This window comes from Streptomyces sp. NPDC001056, assembly GCF_053598955.1.
In genome coordinates this window covers 98,618-117,336 of the sequence record NZ_JBSFLI010000009.1, presented here as the reverse complement: position 1 = coordinate 117,336, position 18,719 = coordinate 98,618, and the positions used below count along the sequence as shown (strand labels likewise).

Here is an 18,719-nt window from a genome sequence, read left to right as displayed (position 1 = left end):
GATGACCGTCGAGACCACGCCCGTGGCGAACCTGGCCGAGCTGGCCGCCTACCCCGCCGACTGGCGGCACACCGAGAAGCGCATCCACCCGGGCGAGCACCTGAGCCTGCCGGGCGCCCTGCTGAAGTGGTACGACATCCGCACGGCGGAGCAGGAGGCCACGCCCGAGGTCACCGAGGAGGCACGTGCCTTCCTGCGCGGCGAAGTGGACGCGGGGCGGCTGGAGTTCCGCAACGAGATGGGCTTCGTGCTCAACCACCGGTGCGGCGACAAGTACTTCATGATCGTGTGCGTCTGGCGCAACAGGAACGAGATGTGCCAGGCGATCTTCGCCCGTGACGAGTCGGGTTACGGCCCCTACCAGGCCGCGCCGGGCACCCTGCGCGCCACCCAGGAGGTCGTGGAGCTGGACGCCACCTCGCACGAGCGCCGCGGCTGGTCCCGCTATCTCCAGTCCTCCCGGGACGAGGCCGCCAAGCAGGCGTACCTGGACGACGCCTGCACGGGCCAGCTCATCTGAGAGTGTTCGCGCCCCCGCCGTCGTACCACTGAAGCGAACCCTCGTACCCCTGAAGTCGTCTCCTCGGAAGGAGCAGCCGTGACAGGTCCCGCCCACCGGAGGCAGCGCGCCGACGCGGCATCCGGACGCAGGCTGGTCATCCTCGGCGTGGCCGCGAGTGACAGCCACGCCGTGGCCAACCACCTCATCGCCCACGGCCTGCGGGCCCAGGGCTTCGAGGTGGTGAACCTCGGGACGTGCACCCCGGTCGCGGAGTTCGCCGCCGCGTGCCGGGAGCATCCCGAGGCGGAGGCGGTGCTCATCGGCAGCATGAACGGGCACGCCTACGAGGACCTCAGGGAGCTGCCCGCCGCACGGGCCTCGGGCGCCGTCCCGTGCCCGGTGATCCTCGGGGGCAACCTGTCGGTGGGCAGCACGAAGGACGCGGCCGCGACCGAGCGGCTCCTGGCGCTCGGCGTGGACCGGGTCGTCACCGACCCCTCGCTGCTGCCGGCCGTCCTGGACGAGTTGCGTGCGCGGCGGGCCCGCGCGGCGGGGCGGGCCCCGGACAGCGGTCTGGGTGCCGCGTGAAGCGGACCCTCCCGCGTGCTCCCGCGCCGCCCTCGCTGCGGGAGTCCGCGGCGTACGTCGAGCGGCTCGGCAAGCCCACGGTGGCGCAGGTGCTGCGGCAGGCGCACGAGGCCGGGCGGGTCGCCGTCCAGCCGCGCTGCGGGGTGGGCGGGCACGAGGAGATGAAGCGGCTGCTGACGACGCTGGAGGCGCGGGCGGCGCCCGACGTCCTGACCCTCACCATCGACTCGCACACCCGGCTGCTGCGGTTCGGGCAGGCCCGGCGCGCGCTGCTGGACGATCCGACGGACCTCAACGGCTATCCGCTGGTCACCCACGGCTGGCGGCGGGGCCGGGAGCTCAACGAGGCGGTGGCCGCGCCCCTGGAGGTGCGGCACGGCTCACCCGACGCGCGGCTGCTGTTCGAGGTCGCCGTGGCGTCCGGCATCACCTCGTTCGAGGGCGGCGGCATCTCCTACAACCTGCCCTATTCGAAGGCGGTTCCGCTGGCCGCGTCGCTGGCGGCGTGGGAGGAGGTCGACCGCCGGTGCGGGGAGCTGGCGGAGCTGGGGGTGGTGGTCGACCGGGAGCTGTTCGGGACCCTGACCGCCGTGCTGGTCCCGCCGTCCATCAGCCTGGCCGTCAGCGTCCTGGAGGCCGTCCTCGCGGTACGGGCGGGCGTCCGCTGCGTCTCCGTCGCCTATCCGCAGGGCGGGCACGTGATCCAGGACGTCGCCGCGCTGCGGGCGATCCCCGAGCTGGCGGCCAGGTACCTGGGCCCGGACGTCCTGGTGCCCCCGGTGCTGCACGAGTTCATGGGGGTCTTCCCGCGGCTGCGCGGCCACGCGGAGGACCTCATCCTCTACGGCGCCCTCGTGGCCCGTCTCGGCGGGGCGTGGAAGGTGATCTCCAAGACCCACCAGGAGGCCGCGGGCATCCCGGACACCGAGGCCAACGCCGAGGGCATCCGGCTGGCCGACCGGGCCAACTCCCCGTTGCTGGGCTTCGTGACGGTGGACGAGGAGCGGGTCGCGGCCGAACGCGCGTGGATCCTGGACGAGGTGGACGAGCTGGTGGCGCCGGTGCTGGGCCGGGGCGGCGACCTGAAGGCGGCGATCGTGGACGCGTTCGCCGAGGGGAGGCTGGACATCCCGTTCAGCGCGAGCCGCCACGCCCGCTCGGAGATCATTCCGGGGCGGGACCGGGAGGGCGCGATCCGTTATCTGTCCGCCGGCGCGCTGCCGTTCTCCCGGCGCACCCTGCGGCGCAACGCCGATCTGCTGGACCGCCGCGGCGAAGGGCCCATCGGGCAGATGCTCGGCTCGGTCACCGCGGACATCTACTACTTCCCCGATCTCTTCGGGGAGCCGCGCGCCTGAACGCCCCCTTCTCCGCGCCGTCTCGATGCGGCACCCGCACGACTCCGGTTCCGCACCCAACCGTTCACGGATCGGCCACGATCCGCAGTGAGAAAGCGACACATCCCATGACGCCAGCCAAGCGCCTGCTCCTCGTGGGCGGTTCCGCCACCCATCTGTCCAAGGCACGGGCCAGCGGTGCCGACATCCTCTGGGTCCGGATGCCGGACGAGACCGGGCCGGCCGACACCGAGCGCGGCGTCGAGGTCGTCCACGCCGACTACGCGGACGAGGAGACGCTGCGCCGGATCGCCCAGGAGGCGCACGCGGTACGGCCGTTCGACGCCGTGGTGTCCCTGACCGAGCCGGGTCTCGACCCCGCGGCCCGGATCAACGACCTGCTGGGCCTCGGCGGCACCGGCTACGAGGTCGCGCACCGGTTCACCGACAAGAACCTGATGCGCCGGCGCCTGGTGGAGGCGGCGGTGCCCGGCATCCGGATCGTCGCCTCCGCGCTGGTCGAGGACGAGGAGAGCCTGCGCGGCTTCGGCGCCGCGCACGGCTACCCGTTCATCGTGAAGCCGACCTGCGGCACGGCGAGTTTCGGCGTGCTGAAGGTGGACACGGAGGACGGAACGGCGGCGGCGTGGCAGGAGATCGGCCGACTGCGCGACTCCGACCATCCGCTCGTGCACGCCTACGACCTGGGCGAGTTCATCATGGAGGAGTACATCGACGGGCCGCTGTGCAGCGCCGAGGCGTTCAGCTTCGCCGGGCACCACGTGGTGGCGACCGTCACCGAGGCCATCACGGAGGAGAGCAACCACGTCCACGTGGGCCACGCCATTCCGGCGCGGGTGAGCCCGGCGGTCGAGGGGGACGTGGTGCGGGTGACGGCGGCCTTCCTGGACGCGATGGGATACCGCGACGGCGCCTCGCACACCGAGTTCAAGCTGACCCCCGAGGGCCCGGTGATCATCGAGTCCCAGTCCAGGGTCGGCGGGGCGCTGCTCGGGGACCTCATCGAGACCGTCTACGGAGTGGACCTCCAGGAGCTGGCCTTCAGCTGGCCGCTCGGCACCGCGCGGGCGCTGACCGAGCGGCCGAAGCCCCGTGGCGGCGCGGCCAGTTGGCTCGTCGTGACCGAGCCCGGGAAGGTGCGGGAGGTCCGGGGCCTGGACGAGATCCTGGCCAAGCCGGACACGGTGGGCGTCGACCTGTGGGTGGGTCCGGGCGACGTCATCCGGTCCTTCGACGGGCAGTGGGACGGGCTCGGTCATGTGGCGAGCCGGGGCGAGGACACCACGGATGCCATCGAGCGCTGCCAACGCTCCCTGGCCGAGCTGCGCATCCTCACGGATTGACGCAGGGAGCAGGACCCGGCAGCAGACGGCGGTCCCGCGCGTAGACGATGGCCTGCGTGCGGTTCCGCACCCCGAGCTTGCGCAGCAGGTTGGAGACATGGAACTTGATGGTCCGCTCGCTGAGCACGAGGGTCTCCGCGACCTCCTGGTTCGACATGCCCTTGATGACCAGTTCGAAGATCTCCTGCTCACGCGCGGTCAGCGCGGCCAGCTGCTCCTGTGCGGGCATCGCCGGCCTGCGTACACCGACGAGGTCCACCAGCCGGCGCGCGAGCGGCGGGGGCACCACGGCGTGCCCCGCCGCCACCGCCCGGACCGCCGTCGCCACCTCGTCCGGCGCGTCGTCGTTCAGCACCACTCCGTCCGCACCGTCGCACAGGTAGGTCAGCGCGTCGTCCAGCGCGCCGGCGTCGGCGAGGATCACCACGCCCGGCCGGCGGCCCGCGTTCTCCCGCAGTCCGCGCAGCACCTCCGCGGTGTCCCAGGCCGGGTCGGTGTCGTCGAGCAGCAGGGTCTGCGGGCGTTGGGCGGCGACGGCGTGGTGCAGCTGAAAGGGAGTGGTCGCCTCGGCGACTATCTCCACTCCCGGGGACCGCGCCATGACCGTGCGCAGTGCGACGCGCGTCAGCGCCCGGCTGGCCAGAACCGCCACCCTCACCGCTTTGCGCGCGTAAGCGTTGTCGTCCTCGGTCCGTTCGGTTTCGGGCAGCGCTTTGTGCAAGAGCATGGAGTCCTGTCCTTGTCCCGTCATGAATCGTGTCCACGGGCGCGGGAATTGAGTTACAGATTCCCTGACACGCACGCTTCTTCGTGGGAAGCGGTATGCATCCGTAAACTCCCTACCCAAGGGTGAAATCTAGGTAAGGAGTCACCGACAAGTCTCGACAAAGGGGATAGCAGGGGTCACGTTTCCCGACCGAAAGGCACTCTTCCGGCTCTCCCGGTGCTCCGGATGACACTCACCGGTCCACTACGACACTCCATGTCAACAATCCCCCGTCTCCGTGTGCGCTCCGCCGCGTGTGTGATGAATCACGCTGTTTCGGTAAACACTCCGGCAGTCAATTGAACATCGAACAGAAGTCCCTGACCGGCATTGAGCCTACGCGAACACGTGGACGACTGTCCAGAACGTTACCGACCAAGAAACAGCTGAATACGTGACGCATATCTTGACATTGAGAGCCGGTAGTTGATGCGCCCGAATAGCGGGCCGACCGGTTTGCTGCGCAATAGGGGGCACACCGGGCCGGGGAACAAGGCGCCGCATCGTAACCGACCGACCCGGGCGCGGAACCGGCCCCACGGACAGGGTGGAATACCCGTCGTCGGACGGAAGGCGGGGGGACCTCCGGTGGCCGAGGGTGAAGCCCTGTCGTCGTCACACGGGGGTCGGGAAGTGCCGCGTACACCAGACAAGGTCAACAGCAACACGCTCACACTGGACGGCGGTTCGCTCACCCCGACGCACGTGGCGCGAGCCGCCCGCGGCGCGGTGCGGGTGGAGCTGGCCGACCGGGCCGTCGAGCGCATGCGGGCGTCGGTCGCCCTGAAGGACTCCCTGCTCGCGCAGGACATCCCCATCTACGGCGTGACCACCGGCTTCGGGGACAGCTGCATCCGGCAGATCTCCGGCGACAAGGCCCACGACCTGCAACGCCACCTGGTCCTGTACCACCTCAACGGGGTGGGCCCGGCGGCGTCCGAGGAGGTCGCGCGGGCCACCATGCTGATCCGCGCGAACGCCCTCTCCCGCGGGCCCTCGGCGGTCCGCCCCGAGGTGGTGCGCACCCTGCTGGACTGCCTGGCCGCGGACATCCTTCCGCTGATCCCCGAGCGGGGCTCCCTCGGTGCCAGCGGCGACCTGGTCCCGCTGTGCTACCTGGCCGCCGCGTTGATCGGCGAGGGAGACGTCAGACACCGGGGCGAGGTCCGCCCGGCCCTGGACGCGCTGCTCGACGCCGGCATCCGGCCGCTGTCGCTGGAGCCCAAGGAGGGCATCGCCCTCATCAACGGCACGTCCTTCACCGCGGCGTTCGGCGTACTGGCCGCCCGGGACGCGCGCGAACTGGCCTTCGTCGCCGACCTCGCCACCGCCATGACCCTGGAGGCGCTGCGCGGCAACATCTCGGCGATGCACCCGTTCGTGCACGAGAACAAACCGCATCCGGGCCAGATGGAAAGCGCCCGCACCATCCGCGCGCTCCTTTCCGGCTCCGGTCTCGCGACGTCTTTCGAGGACATCCTGACGCGCCGTGAACCGCTGGACGGACGCGGCTATCTGCAACTGGACGACCGGATCCAGGACAAGTACTCGGTGCGCTGCGCCCCGCACGTCACCGGCATCGTGCGCGACATGCTCGACTGGGTGGACCGCTGGCTGGAGACCGAGATCAACTCCTCCAGCGACAACCCCCTCTTCGACACCGAGGAGTCCCGGCTGCACCTGGGCGGGAACTTCTACGCGGGCCACGTCGGACACGCCATGGACAGCCTCAAGGTCTCCGTGGCCGGGCTCGCCGACCTGATGGACCGCCAACTCGCCCTGGTCGTGGACGAGAAGTTCAACGGCGGGCTGCCACCGAACCTGATCGTGCCGCGCGCGGCGGACGATCCGCAGGCCGGCCTGCACCACGGGTTCAAGGGCATGCAGATCGCGGCGTCCGCCGTCACCGCGGAGGCACTCAAACAGACCGGGCCCGCCTCCGTCTTCTCCCGTTCCACGGAGGCGCACAACCAGGACAAGGTCAGCATGGGCACCATCGCGGCCCGGGACGCGCGCACCGTCAACGGCCTGGTGCGCGAGGTGGCGGCGATCCATCTGCTGGCCCTCGCGCAGGCCGTGGAACTGCGCGGGATCGAGTACTGCGCGCCCGCGACCCGCGCGGTGCACACGCTGCTGCGCGAGCACTCCGCGTTCGTCACCCGCGACCGCCGGCTCGACGGCGACGTCGCGGCGGTGATCGGGCTGATCGAGAGCGGGGCCCTGCGGCGTGCCGCCGGCCTCGCCGACTCCGACTTCCTCACAGGCAGGGGGCTGGCAGATGTTGTTGCTTCGTGACCGCGAGCAGAACACGGCGGTCGGGAATCTGGTCGAGGAGCACACCCGCCTGGTCCGGGCGGCCCACGCGGGCGAGGCGGACCTCACGGCGGTACACGCGGCGAAGCTCGCGCGGGCGCTCGGGCACGCCGCGGGCAGCGCCCTGTACCGGCACACCGTCGACGCCGCGGTACGGGCCGACTGGTCCACCGCCAGGCTCCTCGACCCGCACGAGGTGCTGAGGGACGTGTTCCCGCGGCTCCCGCTGCTCGGCAAGGCCGAGCTGTCCGAGCACGGCGAGCAGGCTTTCACCCGCCCGCTCGCCGACTTCCTGCACTACTACGAGTCCTCCGGCACCACCGGCAACCCGGTCGCCGCGCCCAAGGCCGTGGACGACCTCGTGGTCAACACCATCAACATAGGTGAGTTGTGGGCCCAGTTCCTCCAGCCCCGCGATGTCGCGCTGATCCTGATCAACGCCCCGTTCGCGCCCGCCGCCTACCAGTTCGAGAAGGTGCTGGAGTACGTGGGCGTGATGTCGTTCCGCCCCTGGGTGGACAACATCACCGGCGACTACAGCAGGGTGCTGCGCCTGATCGAGACCCTGAACGCCAATGTGTTCGTGGGCCCGCCCTCCCGGCTGCTGGAGATGATCCAGTTCGCCCACCGCAACAAGCTCGCCGCACCGCGCTTCGACCGGCTGTTGCTCATGGCCGAACAGACCGGACCGAGCTTCGTGCGGCACCTGGAACGCCTGACCGGGGGCACCGCGTACGTCTGCTCGTACGGCTCCTCGGAGACCGGCACCACGGCCGTCACCTGCCGGGAGCGCAACCTGCATCTCCAGACCCAGAGTTACCTGCTGGAACTCCACGACGACACCGGCACCCGGCCCGTCGACGGCTGTGCCGACCGCGGTGAGCTGGTGGTGACCACCCTGGACCTGCCGGCCCGGCCGCTGCTGCGCTACCGCACCGGTGACCGCGTGGAGATCACCGGCGAGCCGTGCGCCTGCGGGGTGCGCACCCCGGTGCTGCGCACCCTCGGCCGGGAGCAGGACGTCGTGACACTCTCCGGCAACGGGGTGCGCCAGAACGACCTGGAGGCGGCCCTGTGGTCCACCGAGCTGCCCGGCCACACCGTCTTCAACTACATGCTGGTGGTGCGCGACCGCGGCGTGGTGCTGCTGGTGACCACGGACGGCCGCCCGGACGAGGCGTGGAACGCCGTGGTGGCCGAGCGGCTCGCGCCGCTGTTCCCCACTCTGGCGGTGTCCGTGCGCCCGGTGGAGACGCTGCCGCCGCTCGCCTCCCTCGGCCAGTACCTCGGCTGGAAGCTGTCCCGGGTCCTGGACCTGAACGACGAGCGCAACTGGGCGCGGCTGCCGGAGCCGATCAACGCCGTGGTCGCCGAGTCGCTCCGCCAGCTCGACTCCGGACCGTCGGCGGAAGGAGCCGTGTGATGTGCGGCATCACCGGATGGATCGACCACACGCGCGATCTGTCGGACCAGGGCCCGCTGCTGACCGCGATGGCCCGGACGATGGCCCCTCGCGGCCCGGACGGCGCCGGTGTCTGGGTGTCCCCGCACGCCGCGCTGGGGCACCGGCGGCTCGCCCTGATCGACCTGGAGCACGGCGCCCAGCCGATGACACCCGGCGGGCGGGCCGAGGGCACGCCGCCCGCCGTCCTCGTCTTCAGCGGCGAGGTGTACAACCACGGCGAGCTGCGCGCCGAACTGGTCCGGCGCGGGCACGCGTTCCGCAGCAGGTCCGACACCGAGGTGGTGCTGCGGGCCTACCTGGAATGGGGTGAGCGGGCCTTCGACCGGCTCGTCGGCATGTACGCCTTCGCGCTGTGGGACACCCGTTCCGAGACACTGCTGCTGGTGCGCGACCGGCTCGGCGTCAAGCCCCTGTACTGGACCCGGCGCGGCGACGGCGTCGTCTTCGGCTCCGAGCCCAAGGCGGTCCTGGCCCACCCGGAGGTGCCCGCCGAGGTGGACGCCGAGGGCCTGGCCGCCCTGTTCACGGTGGCGATCAAGCCCCCGGGCCAGGGCGTCTACCGGGGCCTCCACGAGGTACGGCCCGGCCATGTCGTCCGGGTGGACCGAGCCGGCGTGCACCACCGCCGCTACTGGCAGCTGACCACCGCCCCGCACACCGACGACCTGCCGGACACGATCGCCGAGGTGCGCCGGCTGCTGGCGGACGCGGTGGGCTCCCAGCTGGAGTCCGACGTGCCGCTGATCGCCCTGCTGTCCGGCGGCATCGACTCCAGCGCCATCGTCGCGCTCGCCGGGCGCCGCCTGGCCGAGGACGGCGCCGGTCGACTCGCCACGTACGCGCTGGACTTCACGGGCAGCGAGACCGACTTCAGGCCCGACGCCCTGCACGTCAGCCGGGACGCCCCGTTCGTCCGGGCGGTCGCCGGGCACGTGGGCACCGACCACACCGATGTCTCGGTCGAAACGACCTCCCTGGTGGGCGAGTTGGGACCGGCACTGCGCGCGCGGGACATGCCCGGGGTCGGCGACCTCGACGTGTCCCTGCTGCTGCTCTTCCGCGAGGTGCGCCGGCATGCGGCCGTGGCCCTGTCCGGGGAGGGCGCCGACGACTTCTTCGGCGGATACCCCTGGTTCCAGGCCGAGGCGGAGCGGCCCACGGACAACTTCCCCTGGTCCGCCGGGGTCAAGGACCGCAACGCCCAGCTCTCCCCGGAGCTGCGCAAGGCGCTGGACCTGGACGCCTATGTCGCCGACGCCTACGCCACGGCGCTCGCCGAGGTGCCCCGGCTCGACGGCGAGAGCGGCGCGGACCGGCGGCTGCGGGAGGTCTTCCACCTCCAGATCACCCGCTTCCTGCCCTTCCTGCTGGACCGCAAGGACCGGATGAGCATGGCCAACGGGCTTGAGGTACGGGTACCGTTCTGCGACCACCGGCTGGTCGAGTACCTGTGGAACGTGCCCTGGCAGTACAAGCGGACCGGTGGCCAGGAGAAGGGCCTGCTGCGGGAGGCGGTGGCGGACCTGCTGCCGGAGCAGGTGGTGCGCCGGCCCAAGAGCGGCTTCCCGTTCGGGCACAGCCCCGCCTACCTCGACGCGATCCGCCGTACGGTGCGGACCATCGTCGCGGACCCCGCGGCACCGGTCCTCGACCTGGTGAACGTCCCCGCCGTACGGGCCATGGTCGACGGCGACGCCTGGTTCAGCGGAGATTTCACCCCGCCGCCCTGGCTGCCGCGGCTCATCCAACTCGACATGTGGCTAAGGGAGTACGGCGTCCGGGTCGTGCTGTGACCACGCCGTACCGGCGTGGCGGTGAACGGAAGGAAAGATCCCTCGATGGCACAGCTGCACATCGAACAGTGGGGCGACGGTGACCGCACCGCCGTCCTGGTGCACGGCATCACCGCCGACACGAACAGCTGGTGGCGCACGGCACCGGAACTGGTCCGGCAGGGCTATCGCGTCGTCGCGGTCGACCTGCCGGGTCACGGCCGCAGCCCGCGCTCGGCCGCGTACGACCTCGACGCCATGACGGACGCGGTCGCCGAGGCGCTGCCCGAGCGGCCCGACCTCGCCGTCGGCCACTCCCTGGGCGCCCTGCTGCTGGCCGGTGCGCTGCCCCGGCTGCGGCCGCGGCGCGTGGTCTACGTGGACCCGGCGTGGGCGGCGCCGCCGGACGAGGCGACGGCCAAGGCGATGACGGACGCGCTGCGGGCCCAGAAGGACTGGAACAGCGAGCGCATCCGCGTCTCGCTGCCGCGCTGGGAACTCCCGGCGCGGGAGCACAAGCTGACCGCGCTGCGGCGCTGGGACCCGGCGACGCTCGACGCGTTCGACGGCTTCGCCGGCTACGACCCGCCGGCCCCCGAAGAGCCTTCCCTGATCGTCCTCGCCGACCCGAGCCGCAACGTCCCGCCGCCGTGGGCCGCGCAGTTGGGCGCGCGGGGCTTCGTCGTGCGGGTGGTGCCGGACACCGGACACGTGGTGCACAACGAGGACTTCGACGGCTTCTGGGCGGTGCTCCAGGAGTGGCTCTGACCGCGTGACGCACGAAGGAACGGGGCACCGGATTCCGGTGCCCCGTTCCTTCGCGTCCGGGTCAGAAGTCGCCGACGTCCACCAGCACCCGTCCGATCGTGCCGTCCTGCACGGCCCGTTGGGCCTCGGCCGTCTTCTCCAGCGGATAGCGGTGCAGCGGCAGCCCGGCCTCCTCCCCCACCCGCAGGGCGCCCGCCTCGACGGCCGCGGTGAGGTCCGCCACCGCCTGTGCCTTGGCCTTCGGCGGGACGGCGTACACCAGCAGGCCCTGCCAGCGGGTGCCCGTGACGAACTGGTCGAAGACCGGCAGTGTGAGGGTGTTGCCGCCGTCGTTGGAGTAGTAGACGACCGTGCCGCCGAAGGCGAGCACCCGCTGGTCCAGCTCCGCGTTGACGGCCGGCGCGACCTCGACCACCAGGTCCACCCCGCGGGGCGCGACGGCCCGGATGGCGGTGGCGGCGTCCTCGGCGCGGTAGTCGACCACGTGCTCGGCGCCGGCGGCGCGGGCCAGTCGGGCCTTCTCGGGGCTGCTGACCGTGGTGACCACCGTGGCACCGGACCAACGGGCCAGCTGGATCGCGGCGTTGCCCACCGCTCCGGCGCCGCCCGCCACCAGGACCGTACGGCCGTCCCAGGCGCCGGGGCCGAGCCGGTCGGGTCCGCTGCCGGGAAGGGTGAGGGCGCGGTGTGCGGTGAATCCGGGGATGCCGAGGCAGGCGCCGAGGTCGTAGGAGGCGTGCTCGGGCAGCGGGACCGCCTGGCGTTCGGGCAGGACGACGTACTCCTGCGCGGTGCCGTCGGGGCGCATCCAGGCGGCCTCCCAGATCCAGACCCGGCGGCCCACCAGCCCCCGGTCGACGCCCTCGCCGACGGCGTCGACCAGGCCGGCCCCGTCCTGGTGGGGGACCTGCGGCGCGGGCAGGACCTGGCCGGGGGCCGCGCCCTTCCAGTCGGTGGGGCCGCCGCCGCGGGCCTTCCAGTCGGTCGGGTTCACGCCCGAGACGCGCACCCGTACCCGTACCTCGCCGGGCCCCGGCTCGGGCATCGGCCGTTCGACCGGTTCCAGTACCTCGGGGCCACCCCTGCGGGTGTAAGCGATCGCTTTCATGGCCGGCGGGGCCGCCGGGCCGATCCCGACGCCCCTCCCCCTCTCCGTGTCGTTCTCGGTCGGACTTGTTCGCAGGTCACCGTGCGGGTGCCAGGGCGCGCAGGGCACTCAGCGCTCCCCGCGGGCCGCCGCCCGTCTCCGGTGCGGGCAGCAGATGGAGGAACGGCGTGTCGACACCGGCCGCGACGAACCGCGCGATGTGCGCGCGGCACTCCTCCGGGTCCCCGTGGATCAGCAGGTCGTCCACCAGCTCGTCCGAGATCGCGGCGGCCGCCCGCTCCGGGTCGCCCTCGGCCCAGGCCCGCCACACGGTCCGAAGGACGTCCGCCCGGCCGAGCCAGGTGTGGAAGGCGGCGTACGTGCGCGCGTTGAGGATGCCCACCAGCAGCCGGCGGCCGAGGCGGCGCGCGTAGTCCCGGTCGCGGGTCGGACACACGTAGAGGCGGGCGACGAGTTCCTTGTCCGGGCGTTCCGGCCCCAGGGCGTCGACCACCGCCGGAACGTCCTGGACGGCGAGGAAGTTGGTGATCGCCCCGTCCGATTCCCGGGCCGCGAGCCGGAGCATCCCGGGCCGCAGCGCGCCGACCATCACCCGGGGCCGCGGTCGAGGTACGTACGGCAGCCGGAACCCGTCGATGGTGAAGCTGTCGAAGCGCCCCCGCACCGTACCCCCGTCGAAGGCCCGGCGCAGAAAGCGCGCCGTGTCCCTCACCCGCCGGTACGGCTCGGCGGAGGAGATGCCGTTGATCCGGTCGACGAACGGCGGCCCCGAGGAGCCGATGCCGACGACCACCTCACCGCGCGCGGCCTCGGCGAGCGTGGCCGCGGTCATGGCCAGCAGCGCCGGCCCTCGGGTGAAGGCGGGCACCACGGCCGTGCCGAGCCGCAGTCCGGGCGCCCAGGCGGCGGCGAGCGCCAGCGGGGTGAACCCGTCGTGCCCGGCCGCCTCGCCCGTCCACACATCGGTGTAGCCCAGACCGGGCAGTTCGCGCAGCACGGGCGCGTGGTCGGACAGCGGGACGCCGGGCAGCGGGATGTTGACCCCGTAACGCACGATGGCAGGCCTCTGGATCGCCGGGGACGGATGGTCACGGTGAGCCTAGTGAGCGCGCCTCGGCCGGTGACCTGGCCGCGGGACGGGGAAACGGCCCGTTCGCCGGTACGGCCCGGCGCCCGGCCATCCCCGCCCCAGACCCGAAGACCGGCCCGCCCGTGCGCCCGCAGACTGGGGGGCAACCGACGGGGTGCCCGCAGGGACGCCCGGCAGAGGGGGAGTCTCCATGAGCAGCAGTCAGCAGGACCCGACCGCCTTCCCGTTCCCGCCCGGCCCGCTGGGCGAGCCCCCGGCCGAGCTGTCGGCCCTGCGGTCCGCGTGCCCGGTCAGCCGGGTGACGCTGCCCAGCGGCGACGAGGCGTGGGTGGTGAGCGGGTACGACGAGGTGGTCGCGGCGCTCACGGACCGCCGCCTGTCCCGGGCCGCGCTGCGCGAGCCCGGCGCTCCCCGGATGGTCGAGGGACCGGACTTCGGGGACAACCCGTACAGCATCTTCAACCTCGACGGCGCCGACCACGCCCGGCTGCGCCGCCTGATCGCGGGCGCGTTCGCACCGCGCCGGGCCGAGGAACTGCGCGCCCGGGTGCAGGTGATCACCGACGAGCTGATCGACCGGGTGGCCGCCCTGCCCCAACCCGTGGACATCTACCACGAGTTCTGCACCGTCCTGCCGATCTGGGTGGTCTGCGAGATCGTCGGGGCGCCCCTGGAGGACCGCGACCGGATCAAGACCTGGACCGAGACCCTGATGAGCGTCGGCACCAACGACCAGCGCCTGGCGACCCGCGAGGCGATGACCGCCTACGTCAGGGACCTGGTGGCCGCGCGCCGCGCCGCGCCCCGGGACGATCTGCTCAGCGCCCTGGTCCAGGCACGGGACGCCGACGACCGGCTGTCGGAGGCGGAACTGACCTGGCTGGGCGCCGAGTTGCTGCTGGCCGGCCATGACACCACCGTGAACACGATCGGCCGGGGCATCTTCCAGCTGCTGCGCCACCGGGACCAGTGGGAGATGCTCACCGCGCGCCCGGACGAACTGACCGAGCCCGCGGTGGAGGAGGTCTTCCGCTACGCCCCGCCGTCCGATGTCGGCCTGCTGCGCGTGGCGTTGGAGGACGTGGAGCTGGCGGGCACCTCGATCGGCAAGGGCGAGGGCGTCATCCCGCTGATGCACGCCTCCTCGCGCGACGAGCGGCGGTTCGCCGAGCCGGAGCGGTTCGACATCACCCGCGCCGACAACCGCCACCTGGTGTTCGGCTACGGCCCCCACCACTGCCCCGGCGCGGGTGTGGCCCGCATGGAACTCCAGGTGGCCTTCGGCACGCTGGCCCGTCGGCTGCCCGGCCTGCGGCTCGCCGTGGACCCCGGAGAGGTCAAGTGGATCGGTGGCCACATCACGCTGCGCACCGAGGGACTTCCGGTCACGTTCTGAACCCGCGTGCCGATTCGCCGGACGTCGCCGTTCCCCGGATGCTCAGGTAGCAACGTGCCCATCTCCCGCCCCATGGCTCTCGCGGTCCTGCTCGCCTCCACCTTCATCCAGTTGCTGGACACGACGATCGTCAATGTCGCCGCCCCCGCCATCGGCGCGGACCTGGACGCGGGCAGCGGCCGGCTGGTCCTCGTCTCGGCCGTCTACACCGCCTCTCTCGCCGCCACCCTGCTGCCCGCCGGGCGCCTCGGCCACCGGCACGGCCCCCGTCGGGTGTTCGCGCTCGGGGTCGCGCTGTTCACGCTGGCCTCGGCGGGCTGCGGTCTCGCGCCGACGGCCGAGGTACTCATCGGCATGCGGCTGGTGCAGGGCGTCGGTGCCGGGGTGATGGCCCCGCAGGCCCTGTTCGCCATCTCCGCCCTGTGGCAGGGGGCGGCCCACCGCCGCGCCCTCGGCTGGTACGGCGCGACGATGGGCCTCGCCTCGGTGGCGGGCCCGGTGCTGGGCGCGCTGCTCACCGAGTCCGACCCGGGCGGCATCGGATGGCGGGCGATCTTCGCGGTCAACGTCCCGGTCGGCGCGGCGGTGCTGCTGGCCCTCCCCCGGTGTGTGCCGGTGCTCGAACGCGACCCGGGCCAGCGGGTGGGCTGGTCGACCGGGGCCGGGCTGGCCGTCGGGGTGCTCGGGCTCGTCCTGGCGATCTCGCTGGCCCGCACGGTCGGGGGCGCCCTGCCCTGGCTGTGCGGGGCGACCGGCGCCGGGGTGGCGGGGTGCGCGCTCGCCCTGCAAGGACGCGGCGGCCGCCCCGTCACCCTGCCCCTGAGTTTGTGGCAGGGGCCCCGCTTCCGCGCGGGCAGCGCGACCGCCGCGGCGTTCTTCCTCGCCGTCACCCCGTTCTTCTTCCTGTTCAGCCAGTGGCTGCAGACGGTCCGGGGACTCGGCCCGCTGGGGGCGGGACTCCTGCAGATCCCCTGGGCCGTGGGCGCGATCGCCGGCTCCACCCTCGCCGGCCGCCGGGCCCGCTCGCCCCGGCACAGTACCTACGCCGCCGCCCTGGTCGCGGCGAGCCTGCTCGTCCTGGCCGTGCTGCTCCCCCGGGTCCCGCCGGTCGCGCTGAGCCCGGCGCTCCTCGCGGCCGGGACCGGCTACGGCGCCTTCGTGGCCCGGGTGTTCGCCGACACGCTCGACGGAATCCGGCCGGACCTGCGCGGCGCGGCCGCCGGCGCCCTGCCCGCGATCCAGCAGCTGTCCGGCTCGCTGGGCCTGAGCTGCGCGGGCCTGGTCTTCTTCCCGGCGGGCCGGCTCGCGGGCACGGTGTACGCGTACAGCCTGCCGCTGCTGTGCCTCGCGGTCCTCGCGTCGCTCACGCTGGTCCGCACCTACCGGGGTGCCGAGACCGTCCCGGCGTAGCAGCGTCCCCTCCGCACAACCGTCCGCACAACCGTCCGCACAACCGTTCGCGCGGCCGTCCGTGCCCCCGGCGGCACCCTCCACGCGGCCGAAATCATTCGGTGCCGGACCCGGCGTCGTCCACGCCACGCCCGTCCGTGCTGTCATGATCCGGGACCGACCGCCGGGGGAAGGAAGCCAGATGACGGAACGCACGAGCTACGAGAGATCCCTCGAACGAAGCCGCGCGGCTTCGAACCGGCCGGACCGTCCGGACACCTTCACCATGGCGGGCCTCGAATGGGACCTGCTCGCCGACGTCTTCGCCCCGCCCTTCTCCGCGACGACCGAGGCCGCGATGGACGTCCTGGGCCTGACCGGCGCCCACGCATGCCTGCTGCGGGCCGGCGGCTCCTTCCTGGAGGTCGGCTCGGGCACCGGGATCATCGCGGTCATGGCCGCGCTCCGGGGTGCCGCCCGGGTGGTCGCCACGGACATCAACGCGCGCGCCGTGGAGAACACCCGCCGCAACGCCGGGCGCCACGGCGTCGGCGACCGGCTGACCGCCGTGCACAGCGACCTGTTCGGCGCCCTCGACGCCGACGACCGCTTCGACTGCGTCTACTGGCACTCCAACTTCGTGCTGGCCCCGGACGACTACCGCTACCGCAGCGACCACGAGCGCGCCTACATCGACACCGGCTACCGCGCCCACGAGCGCTACCTGGTCGAAGCCCCCCTGCGGCTCACGCCCGGCGGCAGCGCCCTCCTCCAGTTCAGCGACCGCGGCGACCTCGCCCGCCTGACCGCCCTGGCCATCTCCCACGACCGCCGTCTGAAGGTCCTGCGCCGGCACAGCTTCCCGGAGGGAACGGAGACGCTGGAGCACATTCTGCTGGAGATCTCCGTGGCGTCCTGACCGCCGACGCGTCAGCCGGCCCGCCGTCCGCTCGACCGTCGACCGGCCGAACACATCGGTGGCGAACTCGATCCCACCCGGGACACCGGCCGGCTCGCCGGTCCCCGTGAAGGCGCCGGACAGGTTGAACGACAGGTCGAAATCTCGGACTCCAGGTCGAACGCGTAGCCCAACACCTCATCGACGTCGTCCGAGATCCGCGATCGAGATCGACGCCGTCACCGAGAACCGTGCCGGTGGGGCGCGCCTCACGGTCAGGTGGACGTGGCCGCAGGCCCTGTTCTCCGAGGCGGAGGTGCGGGATCTGGCCGAGACCTGGTTCCGGGTGCTGGGTGCGCTCGCCGCGCACGGGCAGCGCCCGGACGCGGGTGGGCACACGCCGTCCGATCTCTCCCCGGTCGATCTGAGTCAGAGCGAGATCGACGACTTCGAGGACGAACTCGGTTCCGAGTGGGGGACGTGGTGAACGGCTGACCGGGAGGCACCGGCCCGCCGTTCACCGGCCGGGCCCACCGGCCGAGCCGGGCCGGGCCAGGGCCGCCGCACCCCGACCGGTCCGCCGCCCGGCTCAGGCCTGCTGCCCGATTTCCGCGGCGTCCTTGGACAGGGCGGGTGCCGCCGTGGCGGACACGCTCTTGCGGAGCCGGCCGAGTCCGGCGGCCGCGGTCAGCAGGGCCAGGGCGGCGGCGCTGACCGGGATCAGGTAGCTGTTCCCCGCGTCGAAGCGCTCCACGGACCAGCCCGCGAGCATGCTGCCGAGGGAGGAGCCGCCGAGGAGGCTGGTCACCGCCAGGGTCATGCCCTCGTTGATCTGGGAGCGGGGGATCAGTTCCTGGACCAGGCCCATGCCGGTGATCATGGTCGGCGAGGTGGCCATGCCGGCGATGAACATCAGCGGGATCAGCGACCACAGGCCGGTCGCGAGGGTCAGCGGGAGCATCAGTACCGCCATGCCTCCGACGCCCGTCAGGAAGCGGGTGGTACTGGAGCCGCGCAGCGTGAGCATGCCGAAGAGCAGGCCCGCGAGCGCGGAGCCGACCGCCTGGAGGGCCAGCACCAGACCGGCCGAGGACTTGTGGCCCAGGGAGTCGGTGAAGGCGATCGTGACCACTTCGAGGGAGCCGAACAGGGAGCCGGTGAAGAGGAAGACGAGCATCATCACCTGGAGGCCCCGGTTGGTGAGCGGGGAGCGGGCGGCCGAGGAATCGGCGGGCTGGACCGGGGGCTCGGTGCCGCGCTGGAGGGAGAAGAGGACGGTGCCGGCCAGGGTCAGGGCCAGCGGCGCCAGTCGGCCCGCGACGGGGGCGATGCCGGTGGCGAGGGCCACCACGATCATGGGGCCGAGGACGAAGCACATCTCGTCCAGGACCTGCTCGAACGAGTTGGCCACGTGCATGCGTTCGTCGTCGTTGCCGTAGATCTCGGCCCAGCGGGCGCGGGCCATGCCGCCGACGTTCGGCGCGGTGGCGGACAGGACGTTGGTGACGAACAGGGTCCAGGTCGGAGCGTTGGTGGCGAGGCAGACGACCAGGGCCGCCGACATGGAGGCCGACCATATGGCCGCGGGGATGGCCGTACGGGACTGGCCGTAGCGGTCGACGAGCCGGCCCAGGAGCGGGATCGTGATCAGGGTGGCGGCCAGGGACGAACCGCCCACGGCTCCGGCCAGCGCGTAGGAGTGGCGCATGGCGGCGATCATCACCACGGTGCCGACGCCGGACATGGACAGGGCGAGCCGGGCCAGGAAACCGGTGGTGGTGAAGCCGACGCTCCCCTTGGCGGAGAACAATCTGCGGTACGGGGCGAACATGTGGTTTCTCCATTGCGGGGCCGTGGGGGAGGACTGGGTTTGCGGGGTGAGCGGGGTCGCGGTCACCGGGTGCGCGACGGGGCTCGTGAGTGCGGCGGCTTCTGAGTCCTCAACACCCCGCACGGGGGCTGG

At 72.5% G+C, this 18,719-nt stretch carries 16 protein-coding genes; 12 read left to right on the top strand and 4 right to left on the bottom strand.

Features of this window, described 5'->3' with window-relative positions; all coding sequences use genetic code 11:
• The first annotated feature begins 1 nt into the window (after window position 1).
• The 4 genes from ACWDD7_RS13735 (at window position 2) to ACWDD7_RS13720 (ending at window position 3,791) form a co-directional block, all read left to right on the top strand.
• A complete protein-coding gene (locus ACWDD7_RS13735) occupies window positions 2–520 on the top strand; it encodes a hypothetical protein (RefSeq protein ID WP_450457466.1) in 519 nt (172 codons plus the stop codon).
• 78 nt (window positions 521–598) lie between these two features.
• A complete protein-coding gene (locus tag ACWDD7_RS13730; protein WP_450457465.1) occupies window positions 599–1,090 on the top strand; it encodes a cobalamin-dependent protein in 492 nt (163 codons plus the stop codon).
• Window positions 1,087–2,448: a methylaspartate mutase gene (locus ACWDD7_RS13725; protein WP_450457464.1), complete on the top strand. Its 1,362-nt coding sequence runs from the start codon at window positions 1,087–1,089 to the stop codon at window positions 2,446–2,448. Before ACWDD7_RS13730 ends, ACWDD7_RS13725 begins: the two co-directional genes overlap by 4 nt.
• A gap of 107 nt (window positions 2,449–2,555) precedes the next feature.
• Entirely contained in the window at window positions 2,556–3,791 is a 1,236-nt protein-coding gene (locus ACWDD7_RS13720) for an ATP-grasp domain-containing protein (protein ID WP_450457463.1), read from the top strand.
• Here ACWDD7_RS13720 and ACWDD7_RS13715 read toward each other — a convergent pair.
• Window positions 3,781–4,518 (bottom strand): LuxR C-terminal-related transcriptional regulator, encoded by a 738-nt coding sequence (locus ACWDD7_RS13715; protein WP_450457462.1) that lies wholly within the window; start codon window positions 4,516–4,518, stop codon window positions 3,781–3,783. The genes ACWDD7_RS13720 and ACWDD7_RS13715 overlap by 11 nt on opposite strands.
• Before the next feature lie 672 nt (window positions 4,519–5,190).
• Here ACWDD7_RS13715 and ACWDD7_RS13710 point away from each other — a divergent pair.
• Genes ACWDD7_RS13710 through ACWDD7_RS13695 form a run of 4 tightly spaced genes read left to right on the top strand, consistent with a single transcriptional unit; the run spans window position 5,191 to window position 10,875 of the window.
• On the top strand, window positions 5,191–6,852 hold the full coding sequence (locus tag ACWDD7_RS13710; RefSeq protein ID WP_450457461.1) for an aromatic amino acid lyase: 1,662 nt from the start codon (window positions 5,191–5,193) through the stop codon (window positions 6,850–6,852).
• Window positions 6,836–8,293 carry a phenylacetate--CoA ligase family protein gene (locus tag ACWDD7_RS13705; RefSeq protein WP_351865231.1) on the top strand — a complete coding sequence of 486 codons (1,458 nt, stop codon included), beginning with the start codon at window positions 6,836–6,838 and terminating at the stop codon, window positions 8,291–8,293. Before ACWDD7_RS13710 ends, ACWDD7_RS13705 begins: the two co-directional genes overlap by 17 nt.
• On the top strand, window positions 8,293–10,128 hold the full coding sequence (gene asnB, locus ACWDD7_RS13700) for an asparagine synthase (glutamine-hydrolyzing) (RefSeq protein ID WP_450457460.1): 1,836 nt from the start codon (window positions 8,293–8,295) through the stop codon (window positions 10,126–10,128). The genes ACWDD7_RS13705 and asnB overlap by 1 nt, the downstream gene beginning before the upstream one ends.
• A 45-nt stretch (window positions 10,129–10,173) precedes the next feature.
• Complete coding sequence (locus ACWDD7_RS13695; RefSeq protein WP_450457459.1) at window positions 10,174–10,875, top strand: alpha/beta fold hydrolase; 702 nt, start codon at window positions 10,174–10,176, stop codon at window positions 10,873–10,875.
• A 61-nt stretch (window positions 10,876–10,936) separates the two neighbouring features.
• Here the strand turns inward: ACWDD7_RS13695 and ACWDD7_RS13690 are convergent, their stop codons facing one another.
• Complete coding sequence (locus ACWDD7_RS13690) at window positions 10,937–11,983, bottom strand: NADPH:quinone reductase (RefSeq protein WP_450457458.1); 1,047 nt, start codon at window positions 11,981–11,983, stop codon at window positions 10,937–10,939.
• Window positions 11,984–12,059: 76 nt separating this feature from the next.
• Window positions 12,060–13,037 (bottom strand): LLM class F420-dependent oxidoreductase, encoded by a 978-nt coding sequence (locus ACWDD7_RS13685; protein WP_450457456.1) that lies wholly within the window; start codon window positions 13,035–13,037, stop codon window positions 12,060–12,062.
• A 226-nt stretch (window positions 13,038–13,263) separates the two neighbouring features.
• Between ACWDD7_RS13685 and ACWDD7_RS13680 the strand changes: the two genes are divergently transcribed.
• From ACWDD7_RS13680 to ACWDD7_RS13665, 4 genes are all read left to right on the top strand, one after another.
• Entirely contained in the window at window positions 13,264–14,469 is a 1,206-nt protein-coding gene (locus ACWDD7_RS13680) for a cytochrome P450 (RefSeq protein ID WP_450457455.1), read from the top strand.
• A gap of 72 nt (window positions 14,470–14,541) precedes the next feature.
• Window positions 14,542–15,879 carry an MFS transporter gene (locus tag ACWDD7_RS13675; protein WP_392216376.1) on the top strand — a complete coding sequence of 446 codons (1,338 nt, stop codon included), beginning with the start codon at window positions 14,542–14,544 and terminating at the stop codon, window positions 15,877–15,879.
• Between the two features lie 181 nt (window positions 15,880–16,060).
• Window positions 16,061–16,777: a methyltransferase domain-containing protein gene (locus tag ACWDD7_RS13670; protein WP_450457454.1), complete on the top strand. Its 717-nt coding sequence runs from the start codon at window positions 16,061–16,063 to the stop codon at window positions 16,775–16,777.
• Window positions 16,778–17,072: 295 nt separating this feature from the next.
• On the top strand, window positions 17,073–17,243 hold the full coding sequence (locus tag ACWDD7_RS13665) for a hypothetical protein (RefSeq protein ID WP_450457453.1): 171 nt from the start codon (window positions 17,073–17,075) through the stop codon (window positions 17,241–17,243).
• A 102-nt stretch (window positions 17,244–17,345) separates the two neighbouring features.
• Here the strand turns inward: ACWDD7_RS13665 and ACWDD7_RS13660 are convergent, their stop codons facing one another.
• Window positions 17,346–18,587: an MFS transporter gene (locus ACWDD7_RS13660; RefSeq protein ID WP_450457452.1), complete on the bottom strand. Its 1,242-nt coding sequence runs from the start codon at window positions 18,585–18,587 to the stop codon at window positions 17,346–17,348.
• Between the last annotated feature and the right edge of the window lie 132 nt (window positions 18,588–18,719).

Bases quoted from the DNA above. Each gene is read 5' to 3' on its own strand.
- ACWDD7_RS13735 (WP_450457466.1), top strand. From the start codon at position 2: ATGACCGTCGAGACCACGCCCGTGGCGAACCTGGCCGAGCTGGCCGCC.
- ACWDD7_RS13720 (WP_450457463.1), top strand. From the start codon at position 2,556: ATGACGCCAGCCAAGCGCCTGCTCCTCGTGGGCGGTTCCGCCACCCAT.
- ACWDD7_RS13715 (WP_450457462.1), bottom strand. From the start codon at position 4,518: ATGCTCTTGCACAAAGCGCTGCCCGAAACCGAACGGACCGAGGACGAC.
- ACWDD7_RS13705 (WP_351865231.1), top strand. From the start codon at position 6,836: ATGTTGTTGCTTCGTGACCGCGAGCAGAACACGGCGGTCGGGAATCTG.
- asnB (WP_450457460.1), top strand. From the start codon at position 8,293: ATGTGCGGCATCACCGGATGGATCGACCACACGCGCGATCTGTCGGAC.
- ACWDD7_RS13695 (WP_450457459.1), top strand. From the start codon at position 10,174: ATGGCACAGCTGCACATCGAACAGTGGGGCGACGGTGACCGCACCGCC.
- ACWDD7_RS13690 (WP_450457458.1), bottom strand. From the start codon at position 11,983: ATGAAAGCGATCGCTTACACCCGCAGGGGTGGCCCCGAGGTACTGGAA.
- ACWDD7_RS13680 (WP_450457455.1), top strand. From the start codon at position 13,264: ATGAGCAGCAGTCAGCAGGACCCGACCGCCTTCCCGTTCCCGCCCGGC.
- ACWDD7_RS13675 (WP_392216376.1), top strand. From the start codon at position 14,542: ATGGCTCTCGCGGTCCTGCTCGCCTCCACCTTCATCCAGTTGCTGGAC.
- ACWDD7_RS13670 (WP_450457454.1), top strand. From the start codon at position 16,061: ATGACGGAACGCACGAGCTACGAGAGATCCCTCGAACGAAGCCGCGCG.
- ACWDD7_RS13660 (WP_450457452.1), bottom strand. From the start codon at position 18,587: ATGTTCGCCCCGTACCGCAGATTGTTCTCCGCCAAGGGGAGCGTCGGC.